Source organism: Bradyrhizobium sp. HKCCYLR20261, assembly GCF_051168435.1.
Classification (GTDB): domain Bacteria; phylum Pseudomonadota; class Alphaproteobacteria; order Rhizobiales; family Xanthobacteraceae; genus Bradyrhizobium.
In genome coordinates, this window is the sequence record NZ_JBNPUZ010000014.1 from 100,539 (window position 1) to 123,340 (window position 22,802).

General features: G+C 65.9%; 27 protein-coding genes and 1 tRNA gene. 13 read left to right on the forward strand and 15 right to left on the reverse strand.

Translation table 11 applies throughout. The annotated features are described in order from the left end of the window. Positions 1-232: 232 nt before the first annotated feature. Positions 233-397 carry a hypothetical protein gene (locus ACQR1L_RS26375; RefSeq protein WP_434860834.1) on the forward strand — a complete coding sequence of 55 codons (165 nt, stop codon included), beginning with the start codon at positions 233-235 and terminating at the stop codon, positions 395-397. Positions 398-474: 77 nt separating this feature from the next. Here ACQR1L_RS26375 and ACQR1L_RS26380 read toward each other — a convergent pair whose 3' ends face one another. Continuing rightward, positions 475-759, reverse strand: coding sequence for a hypothetical protein (locus tag ACQR1L_RS26380; protein WP_434860835.1), 285 nt, complete (start codon positions 757-759; stop codon positions 475-477). Between the two features lie 126 nt (positions 760-885). On the opposite strand from ACQR1L_RS26380, the gene ACQR1L_RS26385 reads away from it, so the two are divergent. Next, the gene (locus ACQR1L_RS26385; protein ID WP_434860836.1) at positions 886-1,032 is read left to right on the forward strand and encodes a hypothetical protein; all 147 of its coding nucleotides are present in this window, start codon (positions 886-888) and stop codon (positions 1,030-1,032) included. Positions 1,033-1,497: 465 nt separating this feature from the next. On the opposite strand, the gene ACQR1L_RS26390 is transcribed toward ACQR1L_RS26385, so the two are convergent. Continuing rightward, the gene (locus ACQR1L_RS26390; RefSeq protein ID WP_006614754.1) at positions 1,498-1,800 is read right to left on the reverse strand and encodes an HU family DNA-binding protein; all 303 of its coding nucleotides are present in this window, start codon (positions 1,798-1,800) and stop codon (positions 1,498-1,500) included. 605 nt (positions 1,801-2,405) lie between these two features. Here ACQR1L_RS26390 and ACQR1L_RS26395 point away from each other — a divergent pair. Then, positions 2,406-2,858: a VOC family protein gene (locus ACQR1L_RS26395; protein WP_434860837.1), complete on the forward strand. Its 453-nt coding sequence runs from the start codon at positions 2,406-2,408 to the stop codon at positions 2,856-2,858. Positions 2,859-3,130: 272 nt separating this feature from the next. Beyond that, complete coding sequence (locus ACQR1L_RS26400; RefSeq protein WP_434860838.1) at positions 3,131-3,781, forward strand: glutathione S-transferase family protein; 651 nt, start codon at positions 3,131-3,133, stop codon at positions 3,779-3,781. 4 nt (positions 3,782-3,785) lie between these two features. On the opposite strand, the gene ACQR1L_RS26405 is transcribed toward ACQR1L_RS26400, so the two are convergent. From ACQR1L_RS26405 to ACQR1L_RS26420, 4 genes are all read right to left on the reverse strand, one after another. Next, entirely contained in the window at positions 3,786-4,064 is a 279-nt protein-coding gene (locus tag ACQR1L_RS26405) for a porin (protein ID WP_434860839.1), read from the reverse strand. Between the two features lie 45 nt (positions 4,065-4,109). Further along, positions 4,110-4,367: a PilZ domain-containing protein gene (locus tag ACQR1L_RS26410; protein WP_434860840.1), complete on the reverse strand. Its 258-nt coding sequence runs from the start codon at positions 4,365-4,367 to the stop codon at positions 4,110-4,112. 149 nt (positions 4,368-4,516) lie between these two features. Beyond that, a tRNA-Glu gene (locus ACQR1L_RS26415) sits at positions 4,517-4,591 on the reverse strand. 216 nt (positions 4,592-4,807) lie between these two features. Beyond that, positions 4,808-5,140, reverse strand: a complete 333-nt coding sequence (locus ACQR1L_RS26420) for a Rieske 2Fe-2S domain-containing protein (RefSeq protein ID WP_434860841.1) — start codon at positions 5,138-5,140, stop codon at positions 4,808-4,810. Positions 5,141-5,338: 198 nt separating this feature from the next. Between ACQR1L_RS26420 and ACQR1L_RS26425 the strand changes: the two genes are divergently transcribed. Further along, the gene (locus tag ACQR1L_RS26425; RefSeq protein WP_434860842.1) at positions 5,339-6,091 is read left to right on the forward strand and encodes a hypothetical protein; all 753 of its coding nucleotides are present in this window, start codon (positions 5,339-5,341) and stop codon (positions 6,089-6,091) included. A gap of 320 nt (positions 6,092-6,411) precedes the next feature. On the opposite strand, the gene ACQR1L_RS26430 is transcribed toward ACQR1L_RS26425, so the two are convergent. From ACQR1L_RS26430 to ACQR1L_RS26445, 4 genes are all read right to left on the reverse strand, one after another. Further along, positions 6,412-6,654, reverse strand: a complete 243-nt coding sequence (locus ACQR1L_RS26430) for a hypothetical protein (RefSeq protein WP_434860843.1) — start codon at positions 6,652-6,654, stop codon at positions 6,412-6,414. A gap of 115 nt (positions 6,655-6,769) precedes the next feature. Further along, entirely contained in the window at positions 6,770-7,348 is a 579-nt protein-coding gene (locus ACQR1L_RS26435) for a hemerythrin domain-containing protein (RefSeq protein WP_434860844.1), read from the reverse strand. Positions 7,349-7,504: 156 nt separating this feature from the next. Further along, positions 7,505-8,734: a 5-aminolevulinate synthase gene (gene hemA / locus ACQR1L_RS26440; protein WP_434860845.1), complete on the reverse strand. Its 1,230-nt coding sequence runs from the start codon at positions 8,732-8,734 to the stop codon at positions 7,505-7,507. Positions 8,735-8,912: 178 nt separating this feature from the next. Continuing rightward, entirely contained in the window at positions 8,913-10,058 is a 1,146-nt protein-coding gene (locus ACQR1L_RS26445; RefSeq protein WP_434860846.1) for a PLP-dependent cysteine synthase family protein, read from the reverse strand. Positions 10,059-10,842: 784 nt separating this feature from the next. Between ACQR1L_RS26445 and ACQR1L_RS26450 the strand changes: the two genes are divergently transcribed. The 3 genes from ACQR1L_RS26450 to ACQR1L_RS26460 all read left to right on the forward strand — a co-directional run bounded on the left by ACQR1L_RS26450 (position 10,843) and on the right by ACQR1L_RS26460 (position 13,899). Then, on the forward strand, positions 10,843-11,871 hold the full coding sequence (locus ACQR1L_RS26450; RefSeq protein ID WP_434860847.1) for a PrsW family intramembrane metalloprotease: 1,029 nt from the start codon (positions 10,843-10,845) through the stop codon (positions 11,869-11,871). Between the two features lie 124 nt (positions 11,872-11,995). Further along, the gene (locus tag ACQR1L_RS26455) at positions 11,996-12,583 is read left to right on the forward strand and encodes an HdeD family acid-resistance protein (protein WP_434860848.1); all 588 of its coding nucleotides are present in this window, start codon (positions 11,996-11,998) and stop codon (positions 12,581-12,583) included. 230 nt (positions 12,584-12,813) lie between these two features. Next, complete coding sequence (locus tag ACQR1L_RS26460; RefSeq protein ID WP_434860849.1) at positions 12,814-13,899, forward strand: 3-deoxy-7-phosphoheptulonate synthase; 1,086 nt, start codon at positions 12,814-12,816, stop codon at positions 13,897-13,899. Between the two features lie 42 nt (positions 13,900-13,941). Here the strand turns inward: ACQR1L_RS26460 and ACQR1L_RS26465 are convergent, their stop codons facing one another. From ACQR1L_RS26465 to epmA, 3 genes are read right to left on the reverse strand one after another with little or no spacing between them, the layout of a single operon-like run. Then, positions 13,942-14,178 carry a hypothetical protein gene (locus ACQR1L_RS26465; protein ID WP_434860850.1) on the reverse strand — a complete coding sequence of 79 codons (237 nt, stop codon included), beginning with the start codon at positions 14,176-14,178 and terminating at the stop codon, positions 13,942-13,944. 35 nt (positions 14,179-14,213) lie between these two features. Next, positions 14,214-15,308, reverse strand: a complete 1,095-nt coding sequence (locus ACQR1L_RS26470) for a lysine-2,3-aminomutase-like protein (RefSeq protein WP_434860851.1) — start codon at positions 15,306-15,308, stop codon at positions 14,214-14,216. Next, entirely contained in the window at positions 15,305-16,357 is a 1,053-nt protein-coding gene (gene epmA, locus ACQR1L_RS26475; RefSeq protein ID WP_434860913.1) for an EF-P lysine aminoacylase EpmA, read from the reverse strand. The genes ACQR1L_RS26470 and epmA overlap by 4 nt, the downstream gene beginning before the upstream one ends. 138 nt (positions 16,358-16,495) lie before the next feature. Between epmA and efp the strand changes: the two genes are divergently transcribed. Both efp and ACQR1L_RS26485 read left to right on the forward strand, forming a co-directional pair. After that, the gene (efp, locus tag ACQR1L_RS26480; protein WP_434860852.1) at positions 16,496-17,062 is read left to right on the forward strand and encodes an elongation factor P; all 567 of its coding nucleotides are present in this window, start codon (positions 16,496-16,498) and stop codon (positions 17,060-17,062) included. A 40-nt stretch (positions 17,063-17,102) separates the two neighbouring features. Then, a complete protein-coding gene (locus ACQR1L_RS26485) occupies positions 17,103-18,737 on the forward strand; it encodes a M23 family peptidase (RefSeq protein ID WP_434860853.1) in 1,635 nt (544 codons plus the stop codon). Between the two features lie 19 nt (positions 18,738-18,756). On the opposite strand, the gene ACQR1L_RS26490 is transcribed toward ACQR1L_RS26485, so the two are convergent. Both ACQR1L_RS26490 and ACQR1L_RS26495 read right to left on the reverse strand, forming a co-directional pair. Beyond that, positions 18,757-18,939, reverse strand: a complete 183-nt coding sequence (locus ACQR1L_RS26490; RefSeq protein WP_434860854.1) for a hypothetical protein — start codon at positions 18,937-18,939, stop codon at positions 18,757-18,759. Between the two features lie 59 nt (positions 18,940-18,998). Then, positions 18,999-19,463: a carboxymuconolactone decarboxylase family protein gene (locus tag ACQR1L_RS26495; protein WP_434860855.1), complete on the reverse strand. Its 465-nt coding sequence runs from the start codon at positions 19,461-19,463 to the stop codon at positions 18,999-19,001. A 53-nt stretch (positions 19,464-19,516) separates the two neighbouring features. Here ACQR1L_RS26495 and ACQR1L_RS26500 point away from each other — a divergent pair, with 53 nt between their 5' ends. The 3 genes from ACQR1L_RS26500 (at position 19,517) to ACQR1L_RS26510 (ending at position 22,768) form a co-directional block, all read left to right on the forward strand. Continuing rightward, the gene (locus ACQR1L_RS26500) at positions 19,517-20,041 is read left to right on the forward strand and encodes a MarR family winged helix-turn-helix transcriptional regulator (protein WP_434860856.1); all 525 of its coding nucleotides are present in this window, start codon (positions 19,517-19,519) and stop codon (positions 20,039-20,041) included. Positions 20,042-20,103: 62 nt separating this feature from the next. Next, positions 20,104-21,324: a lytic murein transglycosylase gene (locus tag ACQR1L_RS26505; RefSeq protein ID WP_434860857.1), complete on the forward strand. Its 1,221-nt coding sequence runs from the start codon at positions 20,104-20,106 to the stop codon at positions 21,322-21,324. 322 nt (positions 21,325-21,646) lie between these two features. Then, positions 21,647-22,768 (forward strand): hypothetical protein, encoded by a 1,122-nt coding sequence (locus tag ACQR1L_RS26510; protein ID WP_434860858.1) that lies wholly within the window; start codon positions 21,647-21,649, stop codon positions 22,766-22,768. The last annotated feature ends 34 nt before the right edge of the window (positions 22,769-22,802 follow it).

Below are 22,802 nucleotides of genomic sequence, written 5' to 3' on the forward strand. Positions count from 1 at the left end.
TTGAGTTTTGTTGCCCGCCAACACGCGATGCGAGTCGGCAGCCAGCGTTCTACCGGGAGAGGCAAAGCGGGCCGGACGGCGCCACTCTCCCCAACCCACCGCGCGAGCCGCGGGGCCTTCACCGCAATCACGCCTCAATCAGGCACCCACATCGTGGCAGCGATTCGCCAGGAAGTTTGTCACGCGTCTCAGGGCGAGGCTCGCCGGATGGCACCCGGAACAGAGAGAAGCCGTGAGACACAACGAGAAACAGGACGACCGGCGCTCCCAGGAGCGCGCCGACATCGCCGCGCGCGTTGCGCGGTTCAAGTCGACACAAGAGAAGTTCGCACGCGAGCGCGAAGCCTATGCGAGCCAGACCTGGAAGAAGGCGCAACGCGGCGAAGCTGCCGAGTAGCGCATCCTCCGTGCACGCACAGCAGAGCCCGGAGGCGATGCCTTCCGGGCTCTTGGTCTTACCGCTGGCGCTTGCGCTTACCAGTGATGGCGCCAGTGGTGGTGGCGACGATAATACGGCCCGCCATAATAGGCGTAGGGACCGGGGCCGTAGACGTAGCGCGGGCCATAGTCGTAATAGCCGTATCCCGGACCGTAGTAGTAAGGATGCGACGAGGCGATGGCGCCAGCCGTCAGCGCGCCGGCCGCGAGGCCGAATGCGAGGCCTGGCCCTATACCGCGCGCCTGCGCCGGCGCGGGTGCAGCCAGCGTGGTGGCAGCGACTGCGCCTGCGGCAGCCAGTACAGCCAATGTTCTTCTCATGTTGTCCTCCAATTCCATGCGTCCAAACAACGCAGACGAGGAGGAATTGGTTGCAGGCTGAGCCGGCACCGCGTTCGACGGAACCACGGCGGCCGCCATACGTTCAGTCTGTTGAGGTGACGCGTAATGGCTTCCTGGCTGGAACTCTTCTTCAACATTCTCGGCTATGGCGGCTTCGTTGCGATCGCCTCGCTGCACCATGGGTCCGACGACGCGCAAGGAGCGCCGGGTCTCGGTGCCGGCGAGCCTCCTCGGCTCGGCGGTTGCCGTTGAACGCACGAGATCTCACACAGTATCGTCCACAGCCCATCCGCAGCATATCCACAGTCCCGGATGCAGTCCGCGAGGCTGCGGAATCAACGGCTTGCTGCGCCATATTGCGGGATTTTTCCTCAAGCCCTGTGGATCGCTCGCGCGGTTCGTGATGCCCTCGAACGGATGCGCCTGCGGCCCTTCATTCTCCCCCGTAAAAACCCTTGAACCTTCGGCCGGTCCATCGAGACAGATGAGTACTGGGGATTTCAGGGCCCAGTCTTCGAGGGTGGCGCCACGCGACGAGCATATTCCGTCGTGCTGGCGCTGCTGTCGTTCAAACGGCAGCGTTCAGATGGCAACGTCACCCACCGCAGCCGCGACGGGCCGTCATCTCCCGCAACACGACAGATCCAAACAAGACAGCCCCAACAAAAAGGCCCCCTGTTCCAGGGGGCCTTTGATCGATCGACCGTGATGGTCTGATCAGGCGACGGCGTCCTTGGCCGCCTTGACCGGGCGGGCGCGCACGATCTTGCGAGCCGGCTTGGCCTTGAACATCATCTCTTCGCCGGTGAAGGGGTTGGTGCCCTTGCGCGCCTTCACGGCCGGCTTCTTGACGACGACGAACTTGGCGAAGCCCGGCACCAGGAACACGCCGTTCTTCTTCAGCTCCTTGTGGCCGACATCGGTCAGCGTCTCCATGACGTTCTTGACGTCACGCTTGGACAGCTCGGTGGTCGTCGCGATCTTCTCGATGAGCTGCGACTTGGACAGTTGGGTAGCCATCGTATCTCCTTGTGATTGGTACCGATGTGATTGGTACGGATGAATGACGTGACGACTGCGCGGCTATCAGCGCATTGCTGCGCAGACTGGTCGGGGCTTTCTGGCTGCATTGCACAGCCGGGACTTCAGTCGTCTGGTGGTGTGACACCCCGCGATTTTTCGGGATTCTCCTGCATTTCAAGGGGCCCCGAAGCACCTACAGTGGCGCCAAAATTCCAACGGAGCGCGGAGAAGTCAAGCTGCGATGCCGATCGAATGGAGCATGCGATTCATTTTCCCCTATATTTCTAGGCATTTTCGACATGGCTGCGTGATTTTGGCCGCACATCACAGCCGAAAAGCGCTGAAAATCCCGCGCAAGACCGCATCGCGTCCGTTCATGCAGGTCGCGAATCACTGCCAAAATAGCGATTCGCGCGCCCCCGGAAGGCCTGCGGCGCGCTGTCGAGAACGACAGGACACGCTCCCCGTGCGAACCACAATTCCGCGCGAGATCGCGCGGTCGCAGCAGGGGCCGGGATGCGCGCGAGAGCCGAATGCTGCTATGGATCGGCGTCGAATGGCGGCCGTCGAACATCCGCCTCGAGTTCAGGGAGACAAGAACGATGCGTTATCTCCACACCATGCTGCGCGTGCGTAATCTCGACGCCGCGCTCAAATTCTATTCCGACGCACTCGGCCTCAAGGAGGTGCGGCGGATCGACAACGAGAAGGGCCGCTTCACCCTGGTGTTTCTCTGCGCGCCGGAGGATGAACACCTGCTGAAGAGCCTGCCCGCGACGCGCGGCGCGCCGCTGGTCGAGCTCACCTACAATTGGGACGAGGAGAGCTATGGCGAGGACCGCTTCTTCGGCCACCTCGCCTACGAGGTCGACGACATCTACGCGACCTGCGACCGGCTGATGAAGCTCGGCATCACCATCAACCGTCCGCCGCGCGACGGCAACATGGCCTTCATCCGTTCGCCCGACCTGCACTCGATCGAGCTGCTGCAGAAGGGCGAACCGAAGCCGCCGGCCGAGCCCTGGCTGTCGATGCCGAACACCGGCCACTGGTAGGTCCTCCGACGAACTCATCGCCCGGAACATCGAGGCCCCCCTCGCGTTGTCGCTCCGATTGACGCAGACGATACGAGGAGGCCGAGATGGGTCGTGGAATTCTGCTGTGGCTGTTGGGCGTGCCGATCCCGGTGATCATTCTGCTGTGGCTGTTCTTCGGCCGCTGATCACCGCGAGCGACATCGCTCAACCGAAAAGCCCCGCCGTCGCGCGGGGCTTTTTGCGTAACATGCGTTAAGATCCGCGCAGGGATCGCGAGACAGGAGACGCAGGTGTCCGCCGACAAGCACGACAAGCAATTGACAATCTGGGGCCGCACCAATTCGGTGAACGTGCAGAAGGTGCTGTGGTGTCTCGCGGAGCTCGACCTTCCCTATCGGCGGATCGACGCCGGCATGCAGTTCGGCCGCAACACCGAAGCCGACTATCTCGCGATGAACCCGAACGGCCGCATTCCGACATTGGTGGACGGTGATTTCGTGCTGTGGGAGAGCAACGCGATCATGCGCTATCTCTGCCTCGCCTATGGCGGAGACACCCCGCTCTACCCGCGCGCGCCGCGGCATCGCGCCGGCATCGAGCGCTGGCTCGACTGGACGCTGTCGACGGTGCAGCCGACCGAGCGTCCGCTGTTCTGGGGCCTGGTGCGAACGCCTCCCGAGCAGCGCGACATGGCGGCGCTGCAAAAGGCCGCCGACGAGGCCGCGGTGATGTGGCGCATGCTCGATGCCCATCTGGCGACACGCACCTGCATCGAGGCCGAGAGCTTCACGCTGGCGGATATCGCGCTCGGCGCTTACGCGCGGCGCTGGTTCGGGGTCGAAGGCGTCGTCAAACCGGACTTGCCGAACCTGGCGCGCTGGTACGGGCTGATCGCGCAGCGGCCGGCCTTCATCCGCTACATCGCGCCGCCGCTGTCGTGAAATCTCAGCGGCCGACGGATGTGCCCGTCTCGACCCGCAAGGCTCCGCCGAGCTTGACGCAGGTCGTGGTCCCATCGACGCGGACGAAATTGGCGCCGTAGGACGCACAGGGATTGGCGCCGAAACGCGGCGCCGGCTTGCCGGCTGCCGCCGCGCTCTTGGCTGGAGGCGCCGTGTTGCTTGCAGGTGTTGTCGGAGCCAGCAGCGATGATCCTGGCGACCCCGCGCAGGCGGCCGTTGCGAGCGAGAGCCATGCGGCCGCGAGGATGAAAGATCTCGTCATGGCCGCTTGATAGCGCGACGCTCGCCGCGACGCGACAGCGTTGCGCTACTTGCCGATAAACTTCACGCCAACCGACGCACCGCGGCGCCAGACCACCTGGCACAGCCGTCCCGTCCGTGCATCGCGCGCAAAGGCCAGACGGATCGTCGCCGGCAGCGCGGCCGCGTCCTGCAGGGTCAGCTTGGCCCCGGCGCTGGAGATGTCCTGGACCAGACAATGGCGCACGGCGAACCCGCCATCCAGCGTGATCCACGCCGGCTGCTTCATCGATTTACGGGCTTCCCGCTTCTTGGTCGCGGCCATGGCAATCATCGTCTCCTGATTGCCCGTTGCAGTACGGGAAGGACCCTAATGGAGCGTTGACCGGATCGTGGAGCGGCGGTTGACGCGCGAAAACGCCCGGCGGCAGGAGCAGGTCCGAATGGGCATTCTGGGGAGAAAACTGGCGCGGATGGCGCTCCCTAGCGGAATCGAACCGCTCTCTCCACCGTGAAAGGGTGGCGTCCTAACCGATAGACGAAGGGAGCAAGACGTCCAATGACGCCGGGCCTGAGCCTGCGGTATCACCGTCGCTTGCACGTTCTTGGCAAAAATCCGTAACAAATCAGCGGCTTGAGACGATGATTTGCGGGATCGGCTGAACCACCAGGGTGATTCCGTGCCGCGCGCGGCGAACGTATAGAGGCGTTTTCTCGGACGGGCAAGCCGCCCGTGACGGTCTTCATCGATCCGATCCGCCGGGCTCAGCGGGGGGCAAAGAGCGGCGTTATCCCGTCCGTGTCGATGTAGACCACCCCGTCCTCGACCTTGACCGGGTATTCGGCCAAGGCGCTTTCCAGCGGATGCACCGGCATGCCGGTCAGCGCATCCCAGGTCCAGTTGTGGACCGGGCAGCTGAGCAGCTTGCCGTCGAAGCCCGCGTCCTCCAGCGGCGCCGCCGTGTGCGGACAGATGCCCTGATAGGCCTTGAGCTCACCATTGTCCGGCCAGGCGAGCATGATCAGCTGGGCATCGGCGATGACGAGACGCATGCCGCCCTCGTCGATCGTGTCGGCCTTGCAGACGCGCGTGAACATGGCCGCCCTCCTCCTCGTCGCGAAATCAGCCTCTGGACCACGTAGCAAAACTCGTTCCGTGCGAGGCGCGCCGCGAGACGTCTGAAAAGCCCTGGCACCCTTCTTGCTGCCCCATTGCGGAAGATCACGTGAGCGGGACGGTGCTGTCGCAAAGCCGACAGAGCGCTCGCGCGTTGGCAAGTGCGGCGGAGTGCTCAAATGACCGACATGACGGAGCTGAGGAAACGCAAGGAGCCGCTCAACCTCGCGATCGTGCATGTCGATCCCGACGCCTTCATCACGAACCTGATGGGCTGGCTCGAGATCACGGCCTTCATCAAGGCGCAGCGCGCGGGCGAGGCCACGGTGCCCGCGGACGGCAAGACCCCCGCTCTGTCGGCCGCGCAACTGCAGAACGGCGGCGTGCACGAGGTCGGCAATGATGCGCTGTTCGCCTTCGCGATGACGGCTTCGCTGAAGGGCGAGAAGGCGGCCGTCGACAAGGTCGAGACCGCCCTGCGCGATCAGATGGGCCAGGATTTTCCTGGCTCATTCGCCCTCTGGCACTTCCGCACCACCATCGATGCGCCGACCACGCTCGACGATTTCGTCGGACAGGCCGGCAAGAAGATGCTCGCGGGAGATCTGCCGCCGCCGCCGCTGCGCGCGAAGGAGTATTGGAGCGCAGGCCTGCGCTTCTTCGAGAAGGCGCGCAAATCCAACTTCGTCCACGAGATCATGTATCCGCTGGCGAAATGGACCCGGGCCCGCTGGACCGAAACGGCCGAGAAAGGCGTCGCCTTCCTGCATCACATCGAGGACAACGTCCCGGTCCTGCGCGAGGTGCTGGAAGAGCCGCGCAACGACCAGGCGTTCATCGCCAACGTCCTGCTGCGGCTCGCGCCCGCGGTCGATATGGAGCTCAACGAGGAGTACCAGGGCTTCCTGCGCTCGCTGGCGCGGCGCAACTGAGGCGACGCCAGGTGTGTCACGCTCCAAAGACACTGTCGGGCCGAACCGTCGAGCGCAAGCCAGCCTTCGCGCGCAAAAAAGCCGGCGGGCGTTACGCCGCCGGCTTCTTGTCGCGACTGCCGGCTCCGGCCGTCCGGTTCCGTCGCGCACTCCTGGGGGAGTATGCGAACAGGGTCGCGCGGTCTGGTTAACGACGAGTTAAGGGGGTTGCGACGAAGGCGTCAAAACTTCACGGCGCTCCCACGACGATAGACAAGGCCGGTCGGCGCAACCCTGCGCCGCAGCTGTTCTCGGCGGAGTGGCGGATGACTCGAGCGCGATCAGCTCAGCAGCAGGGCGCGCTTCTTTTCACGCCGGGCCGAGCGCTCCTGGCAACCGGACAGGCGCACCAATTCCTGCTGGTACATGTCGTAGCCGTGGCTGCCGAAGGCGTTCTGCTGCGACATCGGCATCTGCACCCGGCGGGCGGCGATGTCGCGGGCAGCGATGTCACGGGAAGCGATCTCAGGGCCGCCCTTGGTCAGCGACCTCACAGGATCGAGCCCCGTATTCGAAGCGGTCATGGTGAACTCCGCGAGTGAGTACCTACCCCCGAAGGGAAACTATAGCCCTCTGACCGCCGGACGCAATCGAGACGACGCGTCAGTGAGACAAAGCGCCCGTGAGACAAAGCGTCCTTCAGCCGGCGGCGGCGCGCGCCTGCTCGGCCTCCTGCTCCCAACGCAGGATGGTGCGCTCGAGGTTGTGGAATTTCTCGGCAACGTCGCCGTCGAACAGCGGATCCTTGCGGTCCGACATGCGGGCGTCGATATCGGCCCAGTCCTCGGCCTGCAGCGCGCGCAGGGCAGCCGGAAACAGCAGCGTCTCCTCCTTGCGCAGGTGCTCGCGCTGGCTGTCGATGAACTGCAGCACGGCGGCGTGGAAGCTCTCGCGCAGGATCTCCTGGTCCGACAGCACGGCGTTGACCGCGTCGGCGAAGCCGCGCAGCCGCTGCGCCTCGGTCTCGTGCTCGTCGTCGACGTCGCCATAGGTCGCCGCTGCGGCGGGGTCGCGCGTACGCAGCTTGCCGAAGATCATCTCCTCCTTGGGATGATGACAGCGCTGCGGATAGTCCTCGAAATAGGCGATGATGCTCTGGAGGATGTCATAGTCGGGCCGCCGATTGTGATCGAACAGCTCCAGTTCATGCTCGAGCACCGAAAGAAGCTTCTCGAGGTTCTGGTGCTCCTGCAGCAGCGCTTCGATGATCTTTGCCATGGCTGCCTCTTTGCGCCGGGCTGGGTTGTGCCGAGCCGGCATGCTCCCCTGATCGCAAAAGACTACGCCCGCGCGGGCGCGGGCGGCATTGCGGCAGATCAAACTGACAGGGTCACCTGACAGGCGGGGAGAACGATCGAGGGGACAGCCGGCGGCCTACTCCGCCGCCAGCGCCTGCGGGGCGCGCGCCAGGCCGAGCCGGTCCCAGACATCGACCAGCGCCTCGGCCAAGGCATCGATCAGGCCGTCATCATGATACGGCGACGGCGTGATGCGCAGCCGCTCCAGGCCGCGCGGCACGGTCGGGTAGTTGATCGGCTGGATGTAGATACCGTGCTCGGCCAGCAGCAGGTCGGAGGCGGTCTTGCACTTCTCGGGGTCGCCGACATGGACCGGCACGATGTGGGTGTCCGACGGCATCACCGGCAGGCCGGCGGCGTTCAACACCGCCTTGAGCCGGGCGGCGCGGTCCTGGTGGCGGTCGCGCTCCCAATGCGAGGTCTTTAGGTGGCGGATCGCCGCGGTCGCGGCGGCGCAGACCGGCGGCGGCAGCGCCGTGGTGAAGATGAAGCCCGGCGCATAGGAGCGGACGGCGTCGATCAGATTGGCATTGGCAGCGATGTAGCCGCCGAGGCAGCCGAACGCCTTGGCCAGCGTGCCCTCGAGAATGTCGATCCGGGCCATGGCGTCGTCGCGCTCGGCGATGCCGCCGCCGCGCGGGCCGTACATGCCGACAGCATGGACCTCGTCGACATAGGTCAGCGCGCCATAGCGCTCGGCGAGATCGCAGATCCGATGCAGCGGGGCGACATCACCGTCCATGGAATACAGGCTCTCGCAGACGATCAGCTTGGGCCGGTCCGGATCGGCGGCGCGCAAGAGCTCTTCCAGATGGGCGAGGTCATTGTGCCGCCAGATCTGCCGCTCGGCGCCCGACTTGCGCACGCCCTCGATCATCGAATTGTGGTTCAGCGCATCCGACAGCAACAGGCAGTTCGGCAGCAGTTTTGCGATCGTCGAGATGCCGGTCTCGTTGGAGACGTAGCCGGAGGTGAATACCAGCGCCGCCTCCTTGCCGTGGAGATCGGCGAGCTCGCGCTCGAGCTCGATCAAAGGATGGTTGGTGCCGGCGATGTTGCGGGTGCCGCCGGCGCCCGTGCCCATCCGCGCGGCGACGTCGACCATGGCGCCGATCACCTTGGGGTGCTGACCCATGCCGAGATAGTCGTTGGAGCACCAGATGACGACGTCCTTCGGGCCGTCAGGCGAATGCCAGATCGCCCGCGGGAAGCGGCCGGCGAGGCGTTCGAGATCGGCGAAGACGCGGTAGCGGCGTTCCTGATGCAGCTGGTCGAGGGCGCGGTCGAAATAGCTGTCGTAGTTCATCACCTGATCCGTCCTTCCCCTGCCCTGCTTCCCGCATGCGGCGTTCAGGGCGCGCCTCGAAGCTTGCGTTGGTCGGACGAAAGCGCAGTTCTCAGGCGCGTTCGTTGATCCAGATCAGGAATCCCGGCGATGGCGGTGGCGTTTCCGGCTGGCGCCCTACGGCCGGATGGGGACTTTGTCAGGCCTGCTGCGGGTTCACGGCGTCCGCAATCTCGATCGGCAGCGGCGCGCCGGTGTCGAGGAAGGCCGCCAGCGCCGCCTCGTAGGGCGCAGGATCGAGGCCGCGGGCGGCCAGCCATTGCGGCTCGTAGTAGGTCTGGCGATAGCGCTCGCCGGAGTCGCAGATCAGCGTGACCAGAGATCCGGTCTGTCCCTGCTGCCGCATCTCCGCGGCAAGCCGGCACAGCGCCAGGAAGTTGGTGCCCGTCGAGCCGCCGACCGGCCGCCGCAGGCGTCGCGTCAGCACGTTCATCGCCGCGATCGAGGCCGCGTCCGGCACCTTCATCATCCGGTCGACCACGCCCGGCACGAACGACGGCTCGCAGCGCGGACGTCCCACGCCCTCGATCAGCGACGGCCGGTCGCAGGTCTGGGCGCAGTCGCCCTTGCAGAAGGCATCGAAGAACGCGGAGTGCTCGACATCGGCCACGCACAGCCTTGTCGGAAAGCGGCGATAGCGCAGATAGCGGCCCATCGTGGCCGAGGTGCCGCCGGTCCCCGCCCCCATCACGATCCACTCCGGCAGCGGGCAGCGCTCGCCCTGGAGCTGGTTGAAGATCGACTCGGCGATGTTGTTGTTGCCGCGCCAGTCAGTGGCGCGCTCGGCGAAGGTGAACTGATCCATGTAATGGCCGCCGAGCCGCGCCGCGAGCGCCGCCGCCTCGGCGTAGAGGAAGCGGCCGTCATCGATCAAATGGCAGTTGCCGCCGTAATGGGTGATCGCCGCGATCTTCTCCGCCGAGGTGGTGCGCGGCATCACCGCGTAGAACGGCACGCCGATCATCTGCGCGAAATAGGCCTCGGAGACCGCCGTCGAGCCCGAGGAGGCCTCGACCACCGGCGTGCCCTCGCGGATATGGCCGTTGCAAAGGGCATAGAGAAACAGCGAGCGCGCGAGCCGGTGCTTGAGGCTGCCGGTCGGATGCGTGGACTCGTCCTTCAGGTAGATGTCGATGCCGGCGAGCGCGGGCACGATCAGCCGGATGAGGTGGGTGTCGGCGGTCCGGCACTGGTCGGCCTCGATGGCGGCGACGGCGTCGTCCACCCAGCCGCGGCGATAGCGGGGAGCACAGGAATTGTCGGAAAGCGACCAAGGCGGCGACATCGTCGCGGCAACCGATCATGATCGCTGCGCCGCATCAAGACCGCGTCGGTCCGGATCCGGGAGCAAGCTGGGGGCAACTGAGCCAAAGTCGACAGCGGCGCGCCATCTCGCTCGCGGCCGAGCAGGACCGTTCGGCGGAGCAGCGGCAGCGGCAGCGGCAGTGCCCGTCTCCCGGACGAAATTCTCGCAATTCGCGAAAAGCACCAATATCACACGCAAATCTGGGGAGAAAATTGGAATGACGGCGACATTGGTCAAAGAAATGCACACTTTCGCGACGATGGATGGCCGGGCATCATCGATCGACACCATCGACGTCGATTCCTGCTTGGCAGGCCGTCCGAGCCTGCTCCGAGGGGCACCATGAAACGCGTTTCGATTGTCCTTGTTGCGTGCTTCGTCAGCCAGGCCGCGTTCGCGGAGGGCCTGGAATGCCGGCGTGTCGCGGATCCGGTTCCGCGGCTGAGCTGCGTGGAAACGCCGACCACGGCGCAGGCGGCGCCGACATCCCGAACCGATGCGGGGATGCCTGTGGAACCGCGGCGCGACGCCCCGACGCGAGACAGTGAAAGCCCTGCATCCAGGGGCTCCCGGTCGCGTTAAGGCCCTCGCGTGCGAACCGACAGCGCGCGGGGCGCTACATAACACCATTGATGTCTTGATGATCGGCCGTTTCTGCCGACATGGTGGTCTTGCCCCGCCGCCACGGGCCGCTCATGGCGCTGATGTCCGGAGCGGGAGCTGAACAGCCGGTTCCGCAAGCGGCTCTGGATGAAGGGAGACCATGGCCTACCTGCCGTCGCAAATGAACCTGCTCGAAGCGCTCGCGACCGTGGTCGGCACGGCGGCGATTGCGCCGGCGCTGCTGATCCTGTGGCTCGTCGTTGCCGCAGGCGACAATTCCGGTCCGCCGCTGAAGATCTGGACGGCCTTCCTGCTCGGCGCCGCCAGCGTGCTGCTGCTCGGCATCATCAGGATTCCGTTTCAGCACGTCGGGCTATCGATCGAGAATCCCTGGATCGCGCAGGCGGTCCGCGCCTTGTTCAGCGTGGCCCTGCCGGAAGAGATCGCCAAGGTGGCGGTCATCGCGGCGCTGTGGTCCCGTCGGCGGCAGGTGGGCAATGCCATGGACACCGTGTTCTATGGCGCAGCCGTCGGTCTCGGCTTTGCCGCCTATGAGAACCTCGCTTATCTGGTCCAGCACGCCGAGATGTGGCGGTCCCTCGCGATCCTGCGCAGCGTGCTCACCGTGCCATTCCATGGCGCGCTCGGCATCATCGCCGGCGCCTATCTCGCGATCGCCCGCACCTCGACCGCGCTCGGCGCCAACCGCCACAATCGCGACTGGGCGCGGATGTCGAGCTGGGCGCTGGTGCTGGCCGCTCCGGTGATGCTGCATGCGGCGTTCGACTATCCGCTGCTGCTGCTGCAGCGCGCCTCCAGCCTCGATCCGACGTCCCGGCTGATGCTCGGCGCGGTCAGCGTGCTGATCGGCTTCTCCTCGATCGGGCTCGCGGTGCGGCTGGTGCGCCGGGTGGCCCACCATCACACGCCGCGGACCGAGGTCGCCAAGGCCAAGCTCAGCCAGTTGCGCCGGATGTGGGCGATGCTGCTGCTGGGCGGCGCCGCCGGCTTCGTCGGCCTCGGCTTCGTGCTGACCTCGGTGCGGCATTGGCTGCTCAACCCCGACCGCAACGTTGCCGGCGTCCTGGTTCCGCTGGGGCTGACGGCCATCCTGCTCGGGGTCGCCCTCCTGGTTGTCACGACCACGATCTATATCTTCGGCCGCAATCGGATGCGGACGACGGCGTAGACCGCGCTGTCCGCGTTCGAATTGGCAACGAAACGCGCCTCACGCGCTTGTTCCCACCGCCGTTCCATCCCATGTGGGGTGGGCAGGCGGCGTTACCTGCGCTGAGCTTGCCGGAGTGACGAGCATGACCCTTCCCCAGGATATGATTCCCCCCGACCTCGAGCGCATGAGGTCGCAGATGAGCGCGGCCGTGCGCGCGCATTGGAAGGCGTTCCTGATCGAAGGCATCCTGCTGGCCGTGCTCGGGCTCCTGGCCATGATCCTCACGCCGATCGCAAGCCTCGCGGTGACGATCTTCCTCGGCTGGATGTTTCTGATCTCGGGCATCGCCGGCCTTGCGATCACCTTCTGGGCGCGCGGCATGCCGGGCTTCTGGTGGTCGCTGCTGTCGGCCGCCCTCGCGATCGTCGCGGGCCTGATCCTGGTGGCCCAGCCAGTCCAGGGCACAGTGACACTGACGATCGTGATCGGCGTCTATTTCCTGGCCGAAGGCGTGGCGACCATCATGTATGCGCTGGAGCACCGGCGCGAATTGTCCGGGCGATGGTCGTGGCTCGCGATCTCCGGCGTCGTCGACATCGCCATCGCCGGGATCATCATTTCCGGCCTGCCGGGCACCGCGACCTGGGCGATCGGCCTCCTTGTCGGCATCAACCTGTTGTTCGGCGGCCTGTCGATGATCGGCATGGCGCTGGCCGCCCGCAACAGCTGAGTCCGGAGCTTCCATTTTTTGGGATGACAAGCGGCCGTGCGGCCGCTATAGGACGACCATGATCAACGCCGCCACCAGCTATTATTGGTACTTTACCTACGACAGCTCGCTGGCGGCGGGAGGATCGCGCTCAATCTGACACATTGCAGCAAGATATCCGAACAAGCCGCCAGACCTGGCGGCTTTTTTTATGCCGGCAGGTGCCCTTCGAAAGACTTCAGGAGCCCGCCGTGCTGAGCACCACAGACGATCTTCGTATCAAGGAAATCAAGGAATTGAGCCTGCCCGTGGAGGTGATGGGCGAGATTCCCCGCACCCTCACCGCCACCCGCGTCGTGATGGCCGCCCGCAACGCCATCCATGCCATTCTGACCGGCACGGACGACCGCCTGCTGGTCATCGTCGGCCCTTGCTCCATCCATGATCCCAAGGCCGCGCTGGACTACGCGAGCCGCCTCGCCGCCCTGCGCGAGCGCCTGAGCGACCGGCTGGAGGTCGTGATGCGGGTGTATTTCGAGAAGCCGCGCACGACTGTCGGCTGGAAGGGCCTGATCAACGATCCCGACCTCGACAACTCCTTCGACATCAACAAGGGCCTGCGGCTGGCTCGCAACGTGCTGTCGGCCGTCAACAATCTCGGCCTGCCCGCGGGATGCGAATTCCTCGACATGACGACGCCGCAATACATCGCCGACCTCGTCGCCTGGGCGGCGATCGGCGCGCGCACCACCGAAAGCCAGATCCATCGCGAGCTGGCCTCGGGCCTGTCGTGCCCGGTCGGCTTCAAGAACGGCACCGACGGCAACATCCGCATCGCCGCCGACGCGGTGAAGTCGGCCGCGCATCCGCATCATTTCATGGCGGTTACCAAGGGCGGCCGCTCCGGCATTGCGGCAACGACCGGCAACGAGGACTGCCACATCATCCTGCGCGGCGGCGCCGGCCCGAACTACGACGCAGCCCATGTCGAGCAGGCCTCCGCCGAGCTGGTCAAGGCCGGTCTGCCGGCGCGGCTGATGATCGACACCAGCCATGCCAATTCGAGCAAGAAGCCGGAGAACCAGCCGCTGGTCGCCGCCGACATCGCGGGCCAGCTCGCCAATGGCGAGCAGCGCATCATGGGCGTGATGATCGAGAGCCATCTCGTCGCCGGGCGCCAGGACGTGAAGCCCGGCGTGCCGCTGACCTACGGCCAGAGCATCACCGACGGCTGCATCGGCTGGGACACGACGGTGGAGGTTTTGGAGCAGCTCGCCGATGCCGTCACCGCGCGTCGCGAGAAGCGTCGCGACTCGCTGCGCGAGCGCTCGGCGTAAGTCTCAACGCGGCGGCGCGCCTCTGGCGCGTCGCCGATGGGCTCAGCAGCCGCGGCAGATGCTCTTGATCTTGCGGTCGAGCTCGCGGTCTTCCTTGCTCACATTGCCCATGGAATTCTCTTCGACCTGCTCGGTCTTCGGCAGGTCGCTCGGCCGCGGCTGGCGGCGCTTCCTCTGCATCTGCGTCGACGGATCGCTGCCCGCGCCGGTGCTCTGCGCCAGCGCCGCGCCATCGGCGACCAGGATCAGGAGCCCCATCGCGATCGCAAGTTTCTTCATGTTGCTCCTCCGTGTCAGCGGAATCGGCCGGACACTCATTCCTCAGCGGGCGGATAGAGATGCGCCTCGCCGCAATAGTCAATCACACGATAGCGTGTTTGCGCAGCTGCGGCATGATGCAGCTCAACAGAATCCTCGGCAGTGAGGTATTGCGGCCCCACCGGCGCCTTGCCGTGGCCACCGGGGATATCGAGCACGTAGTCCGGCTGGCACAGGCCGGAGACGCGGCCGCGCAGCGCGCGGATCAGCGCCTGGCCCTCGGCCAGCGTGGTGCGCAGATGCGCGGTGCCCGGCGCGAGATCGCCATGGTGCAGATAATACGGCTTGATACGGGTCTCGACGAACGCCCGCATCAGCGCCTCCAGCGTCGCCGCATTGTCATTGACGCCGCGCAGCAGCACGGACTGGCTGACCAGCGGAATTCCTGCGTCAACCAGCCGCGCGCAGGCCAGCCGAACGTCCGGGGCCAGCTCGCGCGGATGATTGGCGTGCAGCGCGACCCAGGTCGCCGCCCCCTGCACGGTCAGCGCATCGACCAAGGCCGAGGTGATGCGCGCGGGATCGGCGACCGGCAGCCGCGTGTGGATGCGGATGATCTTCACATGATCGATGGCCGCGAGATCGGTCATGATCTCCCTCAGCCGCCGCGGCGACAGCATCAGGGGATCGCCGCCGGTGAGGATCACCTCCCAGATTTCACCGTGCGCGCGGATGTAGTCGAGCGCGCCGCGATAGGCGGGCTCCGACAGCGCATTGTCCTTGCCCGGCCCGACCATCTCGCGGCGGAAGCAGAAGCGGCAATAGACCGCGCAGACATGAACGAGCTTGAGCAGCACGCGATCGGGATAGCGGTGGACGATGCCCGGCACCGGCGCATGCGCATCGTCGCCGATCGGATCATCGCGCTCGCCAGGCGCGACGCTCAGCTCGTCCGCGGAGGGCACGAATTGCCGCGCGATCGGATCATTGGGATCGTCGCTGTCGATGAGATCGGCGAGATGCGTCGTCACCGCCACCGCATAGCGCTCGGCGACGCGGTCGAGCGCCGGCTTGTCGGCGGCATCGACGAGCCCCTGCGCGACGAGGTCGTCGGCGCTGCGCAATGTCGTGGGCCGTTCGATCCTGTTCATCGCTGCTCACCTGCCGGCGGCGTCCACACCACCTGGTCGATCCTAGCCGCGCCCGCCGCCAGCATCACCAGCCGGTCGAAGCCGAGCGCGACGCCACTCGCCTGCGGCATGGCGGCGACGGCGGCGAGAAAATCCTCGTCGAGCGGATAGCGCTCGCCGTAACGCCGCTGCTTCTCGTTCATCTCTGCCTCGAACCGCCGGCGCTGCTCGGCGGCATCGGTGAGTTCGCCAAAGCCGTTGGCAAGCTCGACGCCACAGGCATAGACCTCGAACCGTTCGGCGACACGGGCATCCGCCGCCACCCGCGCCAGCGCCGCCTCCGGCGTCGGATATTCATACAGCACGGTCACCCGTCCATTGCCGAGCTGCGGCTCGACATGCTCGACCAGGAGCTTGCTGAACAGGTCCGACCAGGTGTCGTCGTCGCTGATGCGGATCTTGCCCTGCGCCGCCACGCAGAGCGCGTCGCGGTCGCCGACGCCGTCCCGGATTGTCGCCAGCAGGTCGATGCCGGCATGCCGTTCGAACGCATTCGCCACAGTCAGCAGCTCCGGCTCGGCGAATGGATCGGCGCTCCGGCCACGGAAGGCAAATTGCCTGATGCCGGTGGCCTGGGCAGCATGGGCGATCACGACCACCGTATCGGCCATGATGGCGTCGTACGGCGCCTCGGCCCGATACCACTCCAGCATGGTAAATTCCGGCAGATGCAGGTCGCCGCGCTCGCGGTCGCGGAAGACGCGGGCGAATTCGAAGATCCGTCGCTCCCCGGCAGCCAGCAGCTTCTTGCAGGCGAATTCAGGAGAGGTTCGGAGATACCGTCGATGTCGGGTTCCATCCGACGCCATCAACTCGGTCGCCGGGGCGTGCAGATGGGTCTCGTTGCCCGGGGAGACCTGCAGAATGCCGGTTTCGACCTCGGTAAACCCCTGCTCCTCGAACCAGGCCCGCAAGGCGCGCGTCACGGCAGCTCGCGCCTGCAGGAACGGTCTGACATCGGCGTGCCGCTGAGGCGACCACCAGGGTGACGGGGATGGCTCTGACGACATCAGGCGATCGCCAAAAGACTGGCCAAAAGGCTGGCAAGCTCGGACAAAATCAGTATGTTGCGCCCCGAAACCGCATCCGGCGCCCACGCGCAGCCCGGCTCCGCCCGTTGCCGGGCCCCAGACTCAGGAAAAACAGCTTTGAAAGTCATCGCCAGCTCTATTCGCAAGGGTAACGTCATTGAGCAAGACGGCAAGCTCTACGTCGTCGTGACCGCCGAGAACATCCATCCTGGCAAGGGTACCCCGGTCAGCCAGATCGAAATGCGCCGAATCAGCGACGGCGTGAAGATCTCCGAGCGCTTCAAGACCACCGACCAGGTCGAGAAGGCGACGATCGAAGAGCGCAACTTCACCTATTTGTACGAAGACGCCGACGGCTTCCACTTCATGAACCCGGAGACCTATGACCAGGTCCAGGTGCCGAAGGACGTGGTCGGCACCCAGGCGGCCTATCTCCAGGAGAACATGACCGTCAAGTTGTCGATGCACGACGTGGTGCCGGTGGCGATCACCCTGCCACAGCGTGTGACGCTCGAAGTCGTCGAGACCGAGCCGGTCACCAAGGGCCAGACCGCGTCGTCGTCCTACAAGCCGGCCGTGCTGTCCAACGGTGTCCGCACCGGCGTGCCCGCGCACATCACCGTCGGCACCCGGATTGTCGTCATGACCGAGGACGGCTCATATTGCGAGCGCGCCAAGGACTGACCTGGCGTTTGGGATGATCTGACGCCGGGGGGCGCGGGGATTGGGGGCAAGGGTCACCAACATCGTCGCCATCCTGGCGGCGGTCATCACGCTGGCTGCAGCGCCTGCCGGGCGCGCAGCCGACACGTTCGCCACCCCGGCCGTCACGCTGCATCGCGCCGACTGGCGCGCGGCGCTCGAACAGCTCCGCGCCGAGCTTGGCGAGGCGCCGGAGATCGCGGCGAATGTCGCCCTCGCGGCACGCAGGCATGATCTCACTGCGGATGATCCGCGCAGGCGTCCCGCTTTGGTCCAGCTCAACGGCCTGACCTCGACCATCTTCACGGGGATCGGACGCAGTCCGGTCCCCGTTTTGCTGCCGTTCGACACCTCCGCCTATCTCGGCGCCCGGGCCAGGGCCACGGTCGATCCGCACGCGCTGTCCTTCTACCAGTCCGATTTCCACACCGACCTGTTCGACGCCGGCCCCTCCGGCTACGACGCCGTGTTCTCGCTGCCGGTCGAGGTCACTGCCGGTCTGCCGTCGCGCATCTTCGCCAGGCCGATCGAGGTGCAGATCACCGGCTCCGCCCTGACCTACGACATCGCCGATCCGGCCGGCGGCAAAGGCGAGAGCGTGAAGGCGCTCCGGGCCCAATATCCCGATCTGCGCCGCTTCATCCGCGAGGGCTATGTCCGCTACGCCTTCACGCGCTTCGGCGTCCCCTATGTCGTCTCGATCCAATGCCTCGACAGCGCGCCGCGGCCGCGCCGGCTGGCCTGCCGCGAGGCCTATCCCGTGGCCGAGCGCTTCCTGCGGGCGCTGCGCGTGACAGGCGGGCAACCCTCGCGCCGGGCACCAGCCATCACGCCGCTCGCCGCCGGGCGTCCGCCGCTCGATGATGCCGACTTCACCTACCGTCCGCCCGGAGACATCGTCGCGCGATCAGGCGCGCGCGGCCAAGGCGGACGCGCCGATCTCACGGCCTATTCGCAGATCCTGTTCCCGCTCGACGCGCCGGCCTTCGTCCACTCGCAGTCGTTCGGCCGGCAGCGCACGAGCGACAAGTTCGATCAGCCGTGGAGCCGGTATCCCTGGCGCGACAGCTTCTGCGAAGCGCGCGACTTCAATGTCGGCCAATGCGCCAGCGGCTTCGGACACCAGGGCCAGGATCTCCGGCCGGGCACCTGCCCCACACGACGCGACGGTGTTGCGAATTGCGATCCGTGGCAGCAGCGCGTGCTGGCCGTGCGCGACAGCGTCGTGATCCGGTCGTTGAAGCAGCAGGCGGTGACGTTACAGGTGAACAGCGGCACCGAGCACATCCGCTTCCGCTACATGCACATGAACCCCGCGGCGCTGGACAAGGACGGCCTGCTGAACGGCCGCAGCCTTCGCGAGGGCGAGCCGATGGGGGTGGTGTCGAACTATCTCGACCGGCCCAACGGCACCACGCGCCATCTGCATTTCGACATCCAGCTGTTCACGCGCGACGGCTGGATCTGGGTCAATCCCTACGTCACCCTCATCGCGGCCTATGAACGGCTGATCGGCGGGCGCGGCCGGGAGGTTGGACCTCAGCCGGCGCCGTCAGCGCCAGCCATCGCCTCGCGTCTCGCGCCACCGGCCACCACCGGCAGCCTGCCGCCGTCGGGGCCGCAGGCCGATGCTGCCGCGGGACACAATCCACACTGAAGCCTCGGCTGCGACGGGACTACGCCGACCATTTTTCCTCTTCGCGGCGATCCTCGTCGGCATTGAGCCGCTCTGCGATCTCATGCGCCATCGAGTCGGTATCCGTCTGCGCGATCGGCTTGCCGTCGCGGCGGCAGACGCGGTCCTTTTCCGCTTCAAGCGGAAAATCCTTCGGCTTGAGCTGTTCGCCCTGCTCGGTCATCGGAACCTCCTCCGCAAGCATGTTGAATGAACAACCCGGAACGCCTGCTTCAGGTTCCTTCAACGCGCAGCCGGCCGCTCGGCGGGAGTCCAGCGGAACGCCACGCCAAACCGGTTCCAGAGGTTGATCACGCCGATCGCCGACGTGAGGAACACGAGCTCCGTCTCGGAGAAGACCGCGCGGGCCTCATCGTAGACCGCGTCGCTCACACCGCCGACCAGTTGCGTCAGCGCCTCGGTGAAGGCCAGCGCCGCGCGCTCGCGATCCGAGAATTGCGGCGCCTCGCGCCAGGCCACGACGAGATTGATCTTGTCGGCGGAGACGCCGAGCTTCTCGGCCACCAGGATGTGGTGCTGCACGCAGAACGCGCAGCCGTTGATCTGCGAGGCCCGGATCTTGACCAGCTCGAGCAGCTGCTTGTCGAGGCCGGCCTTGGCCGCCTGCTGGCTCACCGCGAGGATCGCCTGGTAGAGCTCCGGCGCCTGACGCGTGAAATCGGCATACTCGCTGCGCGCATGTGACATGGTTCGTCTCTCGTGTTATCAGATATCTGACAACTTATCAGAGCTCTGAGATCATGCGCAAGACAGCGACATCATTACCTTCGCGCGCGCGGCGGCAAGGACGGGCGCCCGCCGGCCAGCCCGTGCGTCCGCCGGCGCCCGGCGAGGGCAAGCGCGGCGAGGACGGACATCTCGCTTATCTCCTGCGCCAGGCGCAGGCGGCGGCCAGGCTGTCGCTCGAACGCGCGCTCGCCTCGACCGGCCTCACCCATCCGCAGTTCGTCGTGCTGACGATGCTCAAGGCCTATCCGGGACTCTCCGGCGCCGACTGTGCCCGCATCGCGCTGCTGACGCCGCAGACCGTGAACGTGATCATCGGCAATCTCGAGCGCGATGGCGCCATCGCGCGCGCGCCGCATCCGGTGCATGGCCGGGTGCTGCAGTGGACGCTGACCCGCCACGGCCTTGCTTTGCTGGCCAGGGCGCGGCGCCAGGCCACGGTGCTGGAGCGCCGGCTCGTCCGCGGACTGAGCCAGCGCGACCTCGCCGCCATCCGCCGCTGGCTGGCGCATGTCGCGGCCGATCTGCATCAGGCCTAGCCGAGTTCCCGCGGCGTCCCGGCCTTTGCGGCTGAGGGTCCCGACCGGCTAGAATGGCCGTCATGACCCAGCCCGATTCCACCACCCGCCGCGCCCTGCTCCGCTCCGGCCTCGGCGCCGCAGCGCTGCTCGTTCCCTCGCTGCCGGCCACGGCCGCCCCGGCCGAGTTCGAGGCCTGGCGCGACGGCTTCCGCAGCCGCGCGCTTTCCAAGGGCATCTCGCAGGCGACCTGGACGCGCGTGATGTCCCGGCTCGAGCCCGACATGACCGTGTTCAAGGAGATGCGCAATCAGCCGGAGTTCAAAGAGCAGCTCTGGCAGTACATCAACCGCCGCGTCTCCGACTGGCGCGTCATCAACGGCAAGGCGGCGCTATCGAAGAACGAGGCGCTGTTTTCGCGCATCGAAAAGGATTTCGGCGTCGAGCGCGGCACGCTGCTCGCGCTGTGGGGCGTGGAGTCAGCCTACGGCGATCCCCTCGTGCAGCAGAACCACATGCGCCCGGTGTTTCCGGCGCTCGCCGCGCTTGCCTGGAACGAGCCGCGCCGCAAGGCCTATTGGGAGACCGAGCTCACCAATGCGCTCAAAATCGTCGACCGCGGCTGGAGCACGCCGGAGGAAATGCGCGGCTCCTGGGCCGGCGCGATGGGCCACACCCAATGGATGCCCGAGGTCTGGCTCAATGTCGGCTTCGACTATGACAACGACGGCAAGATCAATCCGTTCGGCCGGCCCGACGACGCGCTCGGCTCGACCGCGCGCTACCTCGTCAACCGCGGCAAGTATCATCGCGGCGAGCATTGGGGCTACGAGGTGCGCGCGCCCGGCAACATGTCGGGCAGCAGGACCTACGCGGCCTGGCAGGCGGCCGGCGTCACCCGCGCCGACGGTCAGCCCTTCCCGCAGCCGAATGCGTCGGCGCAGCTCTGGATCCCGGTCGAGGGCGGCCCCGCTTTCCTGCTGGGTCCTAACTTCTATTCGGTGAAGTCCTACAATCCGGCGATGAGCTACGCGCTCGCGATCTGCCATCTCGGCGACCGCATCCTGGGCAACCCGCCGTTCCTGCAACCCTTCCCCGGCTCCGAGCGCGCGCTGACCTTGGCCGAAGTCCAGGAGATGCAGAAGCGCCTGACCGCCGCCGGCTTCGACACCGGCGGCACCGATGGGCGCGTCGGCAACGACACCATGAAAGCCGTCCGCGACTTCCAGGCCAAGGCGGGCATCACGCCGGCCGATGGCTATGGTGGCTTGAAGGTGCTCGCGAAGCTGCGGCAAGGCGGGTGATGGTTCAAGGTTCGTAGGCCGGGCCAAGGGCGCTGGAGATGCTGGCCCAGGACGTCCCCGTGACAACGGCGGCGTTCGATCTCGGCTACGGCAGCATCAGCGCCTTCATTGCACTATTTGGAGCTTCGGTCTCACGCCGGCGATCGCCGGCGCGCCGGTGTGAATGTGCGCGAGATATGCGGACGGCCTCACGCCTCCCACGAGTGCGCTCAACCCACTCGCTAGAAAGTTACAATCTAAGGGTGCATTTGTATCTGTACATTTTCTTGAGATTGAATACCCTGCGGTCTGGTCTTACCGGAAAATGGCAGGGAGAGATCAGATGCAGCTCATCAACCACGGGAATATGACGTCGCGACAGGTCGCTCTGGAGATCATCGATCGCCTCGACGCACGCTGGAATACTGATTTGCGGGCCATCGTTTCCAACGAGGCGCTCAGCGAACCCGACCGGCTGCGGCGCCTTCGGAGCCGGATGCTGGAAGCCGCTCTCTCGGACATCGATGCGTATCAGGCGGACGCAGGTCTCGCATCGGCCCCAGGTGAAAACGAGGATCTGATCCGGCGGGCCCTGGCTGGCGACGACATCGAGCTCGAACCCAACGTCAGCGTGACGCAGCACAATTATAATATCATTCGTGGATATCAGGGATCGAGCGTTTCGGACTATGTCTTCACGCTCAGCAAGCGTCTGGAGTCGATGTCGAATGCGAAGACCGTCGGCCAGCTCGCCATCGAGACCGTCGGCAGCAGTCTTTTCACCGTCGGCACGGCGTGGGCGAAGCTGACATGGACGGCTTGGCGCGGTGGACAGACGCTTCTCCAAGCCTGCCGCACCGGCATCACCACGCTCGGTTTGAAGACCGCGGTCGCGGTCATCATCATCGTGCTGGCCGCCATCCTCCTTTATCTCTTCCTCGAGAACCCCAAGAAGATTCTGGGCGTGATCTACAACGACACCGACGACGCGTTCGTCGTCAAGGACTGGAATCGGAGTGGCGGCGACCTCTACATGGAGCACGGCCAAATGGTGAATTTCATGGCTGATCGTGCCACCGGAGATCTCGACTCCCCGCTCGTCCAGATCCGTAGCCGCTACTACCTCGGCCCCGACGATCCCGACAACGTGGTATTTGGCGGCCTCTACTTCGCTGACAGGAACTTCGGCCTGCGGGGCTCCGAGGGCGTGATGATCTTCACTTCAACGACGACCGCCGACGTGCGCATCGCGCATCAATTCGCGGTGCCCTATGTCAACGACAACGGCACCAACATGCGCAAACTCTCTGGCGGCCCAGTCAACATCGCCACACTCTTCCGCGACATGTACAATGACCGGCAAACGCGCGTCGATAGGACGACCGACGGCTACCGCATGATTTCGACCGTCAGCGGGCCGCGCGGCGGTGTGGTCGGCCTGATCGCAACGATCGGCAAGGTCTGAAGCCGACCAGCACAGCGACCGTGCTGCCGTTCAG

Bases quoted from the DNA above. Each gene is read 5' to 3' on its own strand.
- ACQR1L_RS26380 (WP_434860835.1), bottom strand. From the start codon at position 759: ATGAGAAGAACATTGGCTGTACTGGCTGCCGCAGGCGCAGTCGCTGCC.
- ACQR1L_RS26385 (WP_434860836.1), top strand. From the start codon at position 886: ATGGCTTCCTGGCTGGAACTCTTCTTCAACATTCTCGGCTATGGCGGC.
- ACQR1L_RS26390 (WP_006614754.1), bottom strand. From the start codon at position 1,800: ATGGCTACCCAACTGTCCAAGTCGCAGCTCATCGAGAAGATCGCGACG.
- ACQR1L_RS26395 (WP_434860837.1), top strand. From the start codon at position 2,406: ATGCGTTATCTCCACACCATGCTGCGCGTGCGTAATCTCGACGCCGCG.
- ACQR1L_RS26405 (WP_434860839.1), bottom strand. From the start codon at position 4,064: ATGACGAGATCTTTCATCCTCGCGGCCGCATGGCTCTCGCTCGCAACG.
- ACQR1L_RS26410 (WP_434860840.1), bottom strand. From the start codon at position 4,367: ATGGCCGCGACCAAGAAGCGGGAAGCCCGTAAATCGATGAAGCAGCCG.
- ACQR1L_RS26420 (WP_434860841.1), bottom strand. From the start codon at position 5,140: ATGTTCACGCGCGTCTGCAAGGCCGACACGATCGACGAGGGCGGCATG.
- ACQR1L_RS26425 (WP_434860842.1), top strand. From the start codon at position 5,339: ATGACCGACATGACGGAGCTGAGGAAACGCAAGGAGCCGCTCAACCTC.
- ACQR1L_RS26430 (WP_434860843.1), bottom strand. From the start codon at position 6,654: ATGACCGCTTCGAATACGGGGCTCGATCCTGTGAGGTCGCTGACCAAG.
- ACQR1L_RS26435 (WP_434860844.1), bottom strand. From the start codon at position 7,348: ATGGCAAAGATCATCGAAGCGCTGCTGCAGGAGCACCAGAACCTCGAG.
- hemA (WP_434860845.1), bottom strand. From the start codon at position 8,734: ATGAACTACGACAGCTATTTCGACCGCGCCCTCGACCAGCTGCATCAG.
- ACQR1L_RS26445 (WP_434860846.1), bottom strand. From the start codon at position 10,058: ATGTCGCCGCCTTGGTCGCTTTCCGACAATTCCTGTGCTCCCCGCTAT.
- ACQR1L_RS26450 (WP_434860847.1), top strand. From the start codon at position 10,843: ATGGCCTACCTGCCGTCGCAAATGAACCTGCTCGAAGCGCTCGCGACC.
- ACQR1L_RS26455 (WP_434860848.1), top strand. From the start codon at position 11,996: ATGACCCTTCCCCAGGATATGATTCCCCCCGACCTCGAGCGCATGAGG.
- ACQR1L_RS26465 (WP_434860850.1), bottom strand. From the start codon at position 14,178: ATGAAGAAACTTGCGATCGCGATGGGGCTCCTGATCCTGGTCGCCGAT.
- ACQR1L_RS26470 (WP_434860851.1), bottom strand. From the start codon at position 15,308: ATGAACAGGATCGAACGGCCCACGACATTGCGCAGCGCCGACGACCTC.
- epmA (WP_434860913.1), bottom strand. From the start codon at position 16,357: ATGTCGTCAGAGCCATCCCCGTCACCCTGGTGGTCGCCTCAGCGGCAC.
- ACQR1L_RS26490 (WP_434860854.1), bottom strand. From the start codon at position 18,939: ATGACCGAGCAGGGCGAACAGCTCAAGCCGAAGGATTTTCCGCTTGAA.
- ACQR1L_RS26495 (WP_434860855.1), bottom strand. From the start codon at position 19,463: ATGTCACATGCGCGCAGCGAGTATGCCGATTTCACGCGTCAGGCGCCG.
- ACQR1L_RS26500 (WP_434860856.1), top strand. From the start codon at position 19,517: ATGCGCAAGACAGCGACATCATTACCTTCGCGCGCGCGGCGGCAAGGA.
- ACQR1L_RS26505 (WP_434860857.1), top strand. From the start codon at position 20,104: ATGACCCAGCCCGATTCCACCACCCGCCGCGCCCTGCTCCGCTCCGGC.
- ACQR1L_RS26510 (WP_434860858.1), top strand. From the start codon at position 21,647: ATGCAGCTCATCAACCACGGGAATATGACGTCGCGACAGGTCGCTCTG.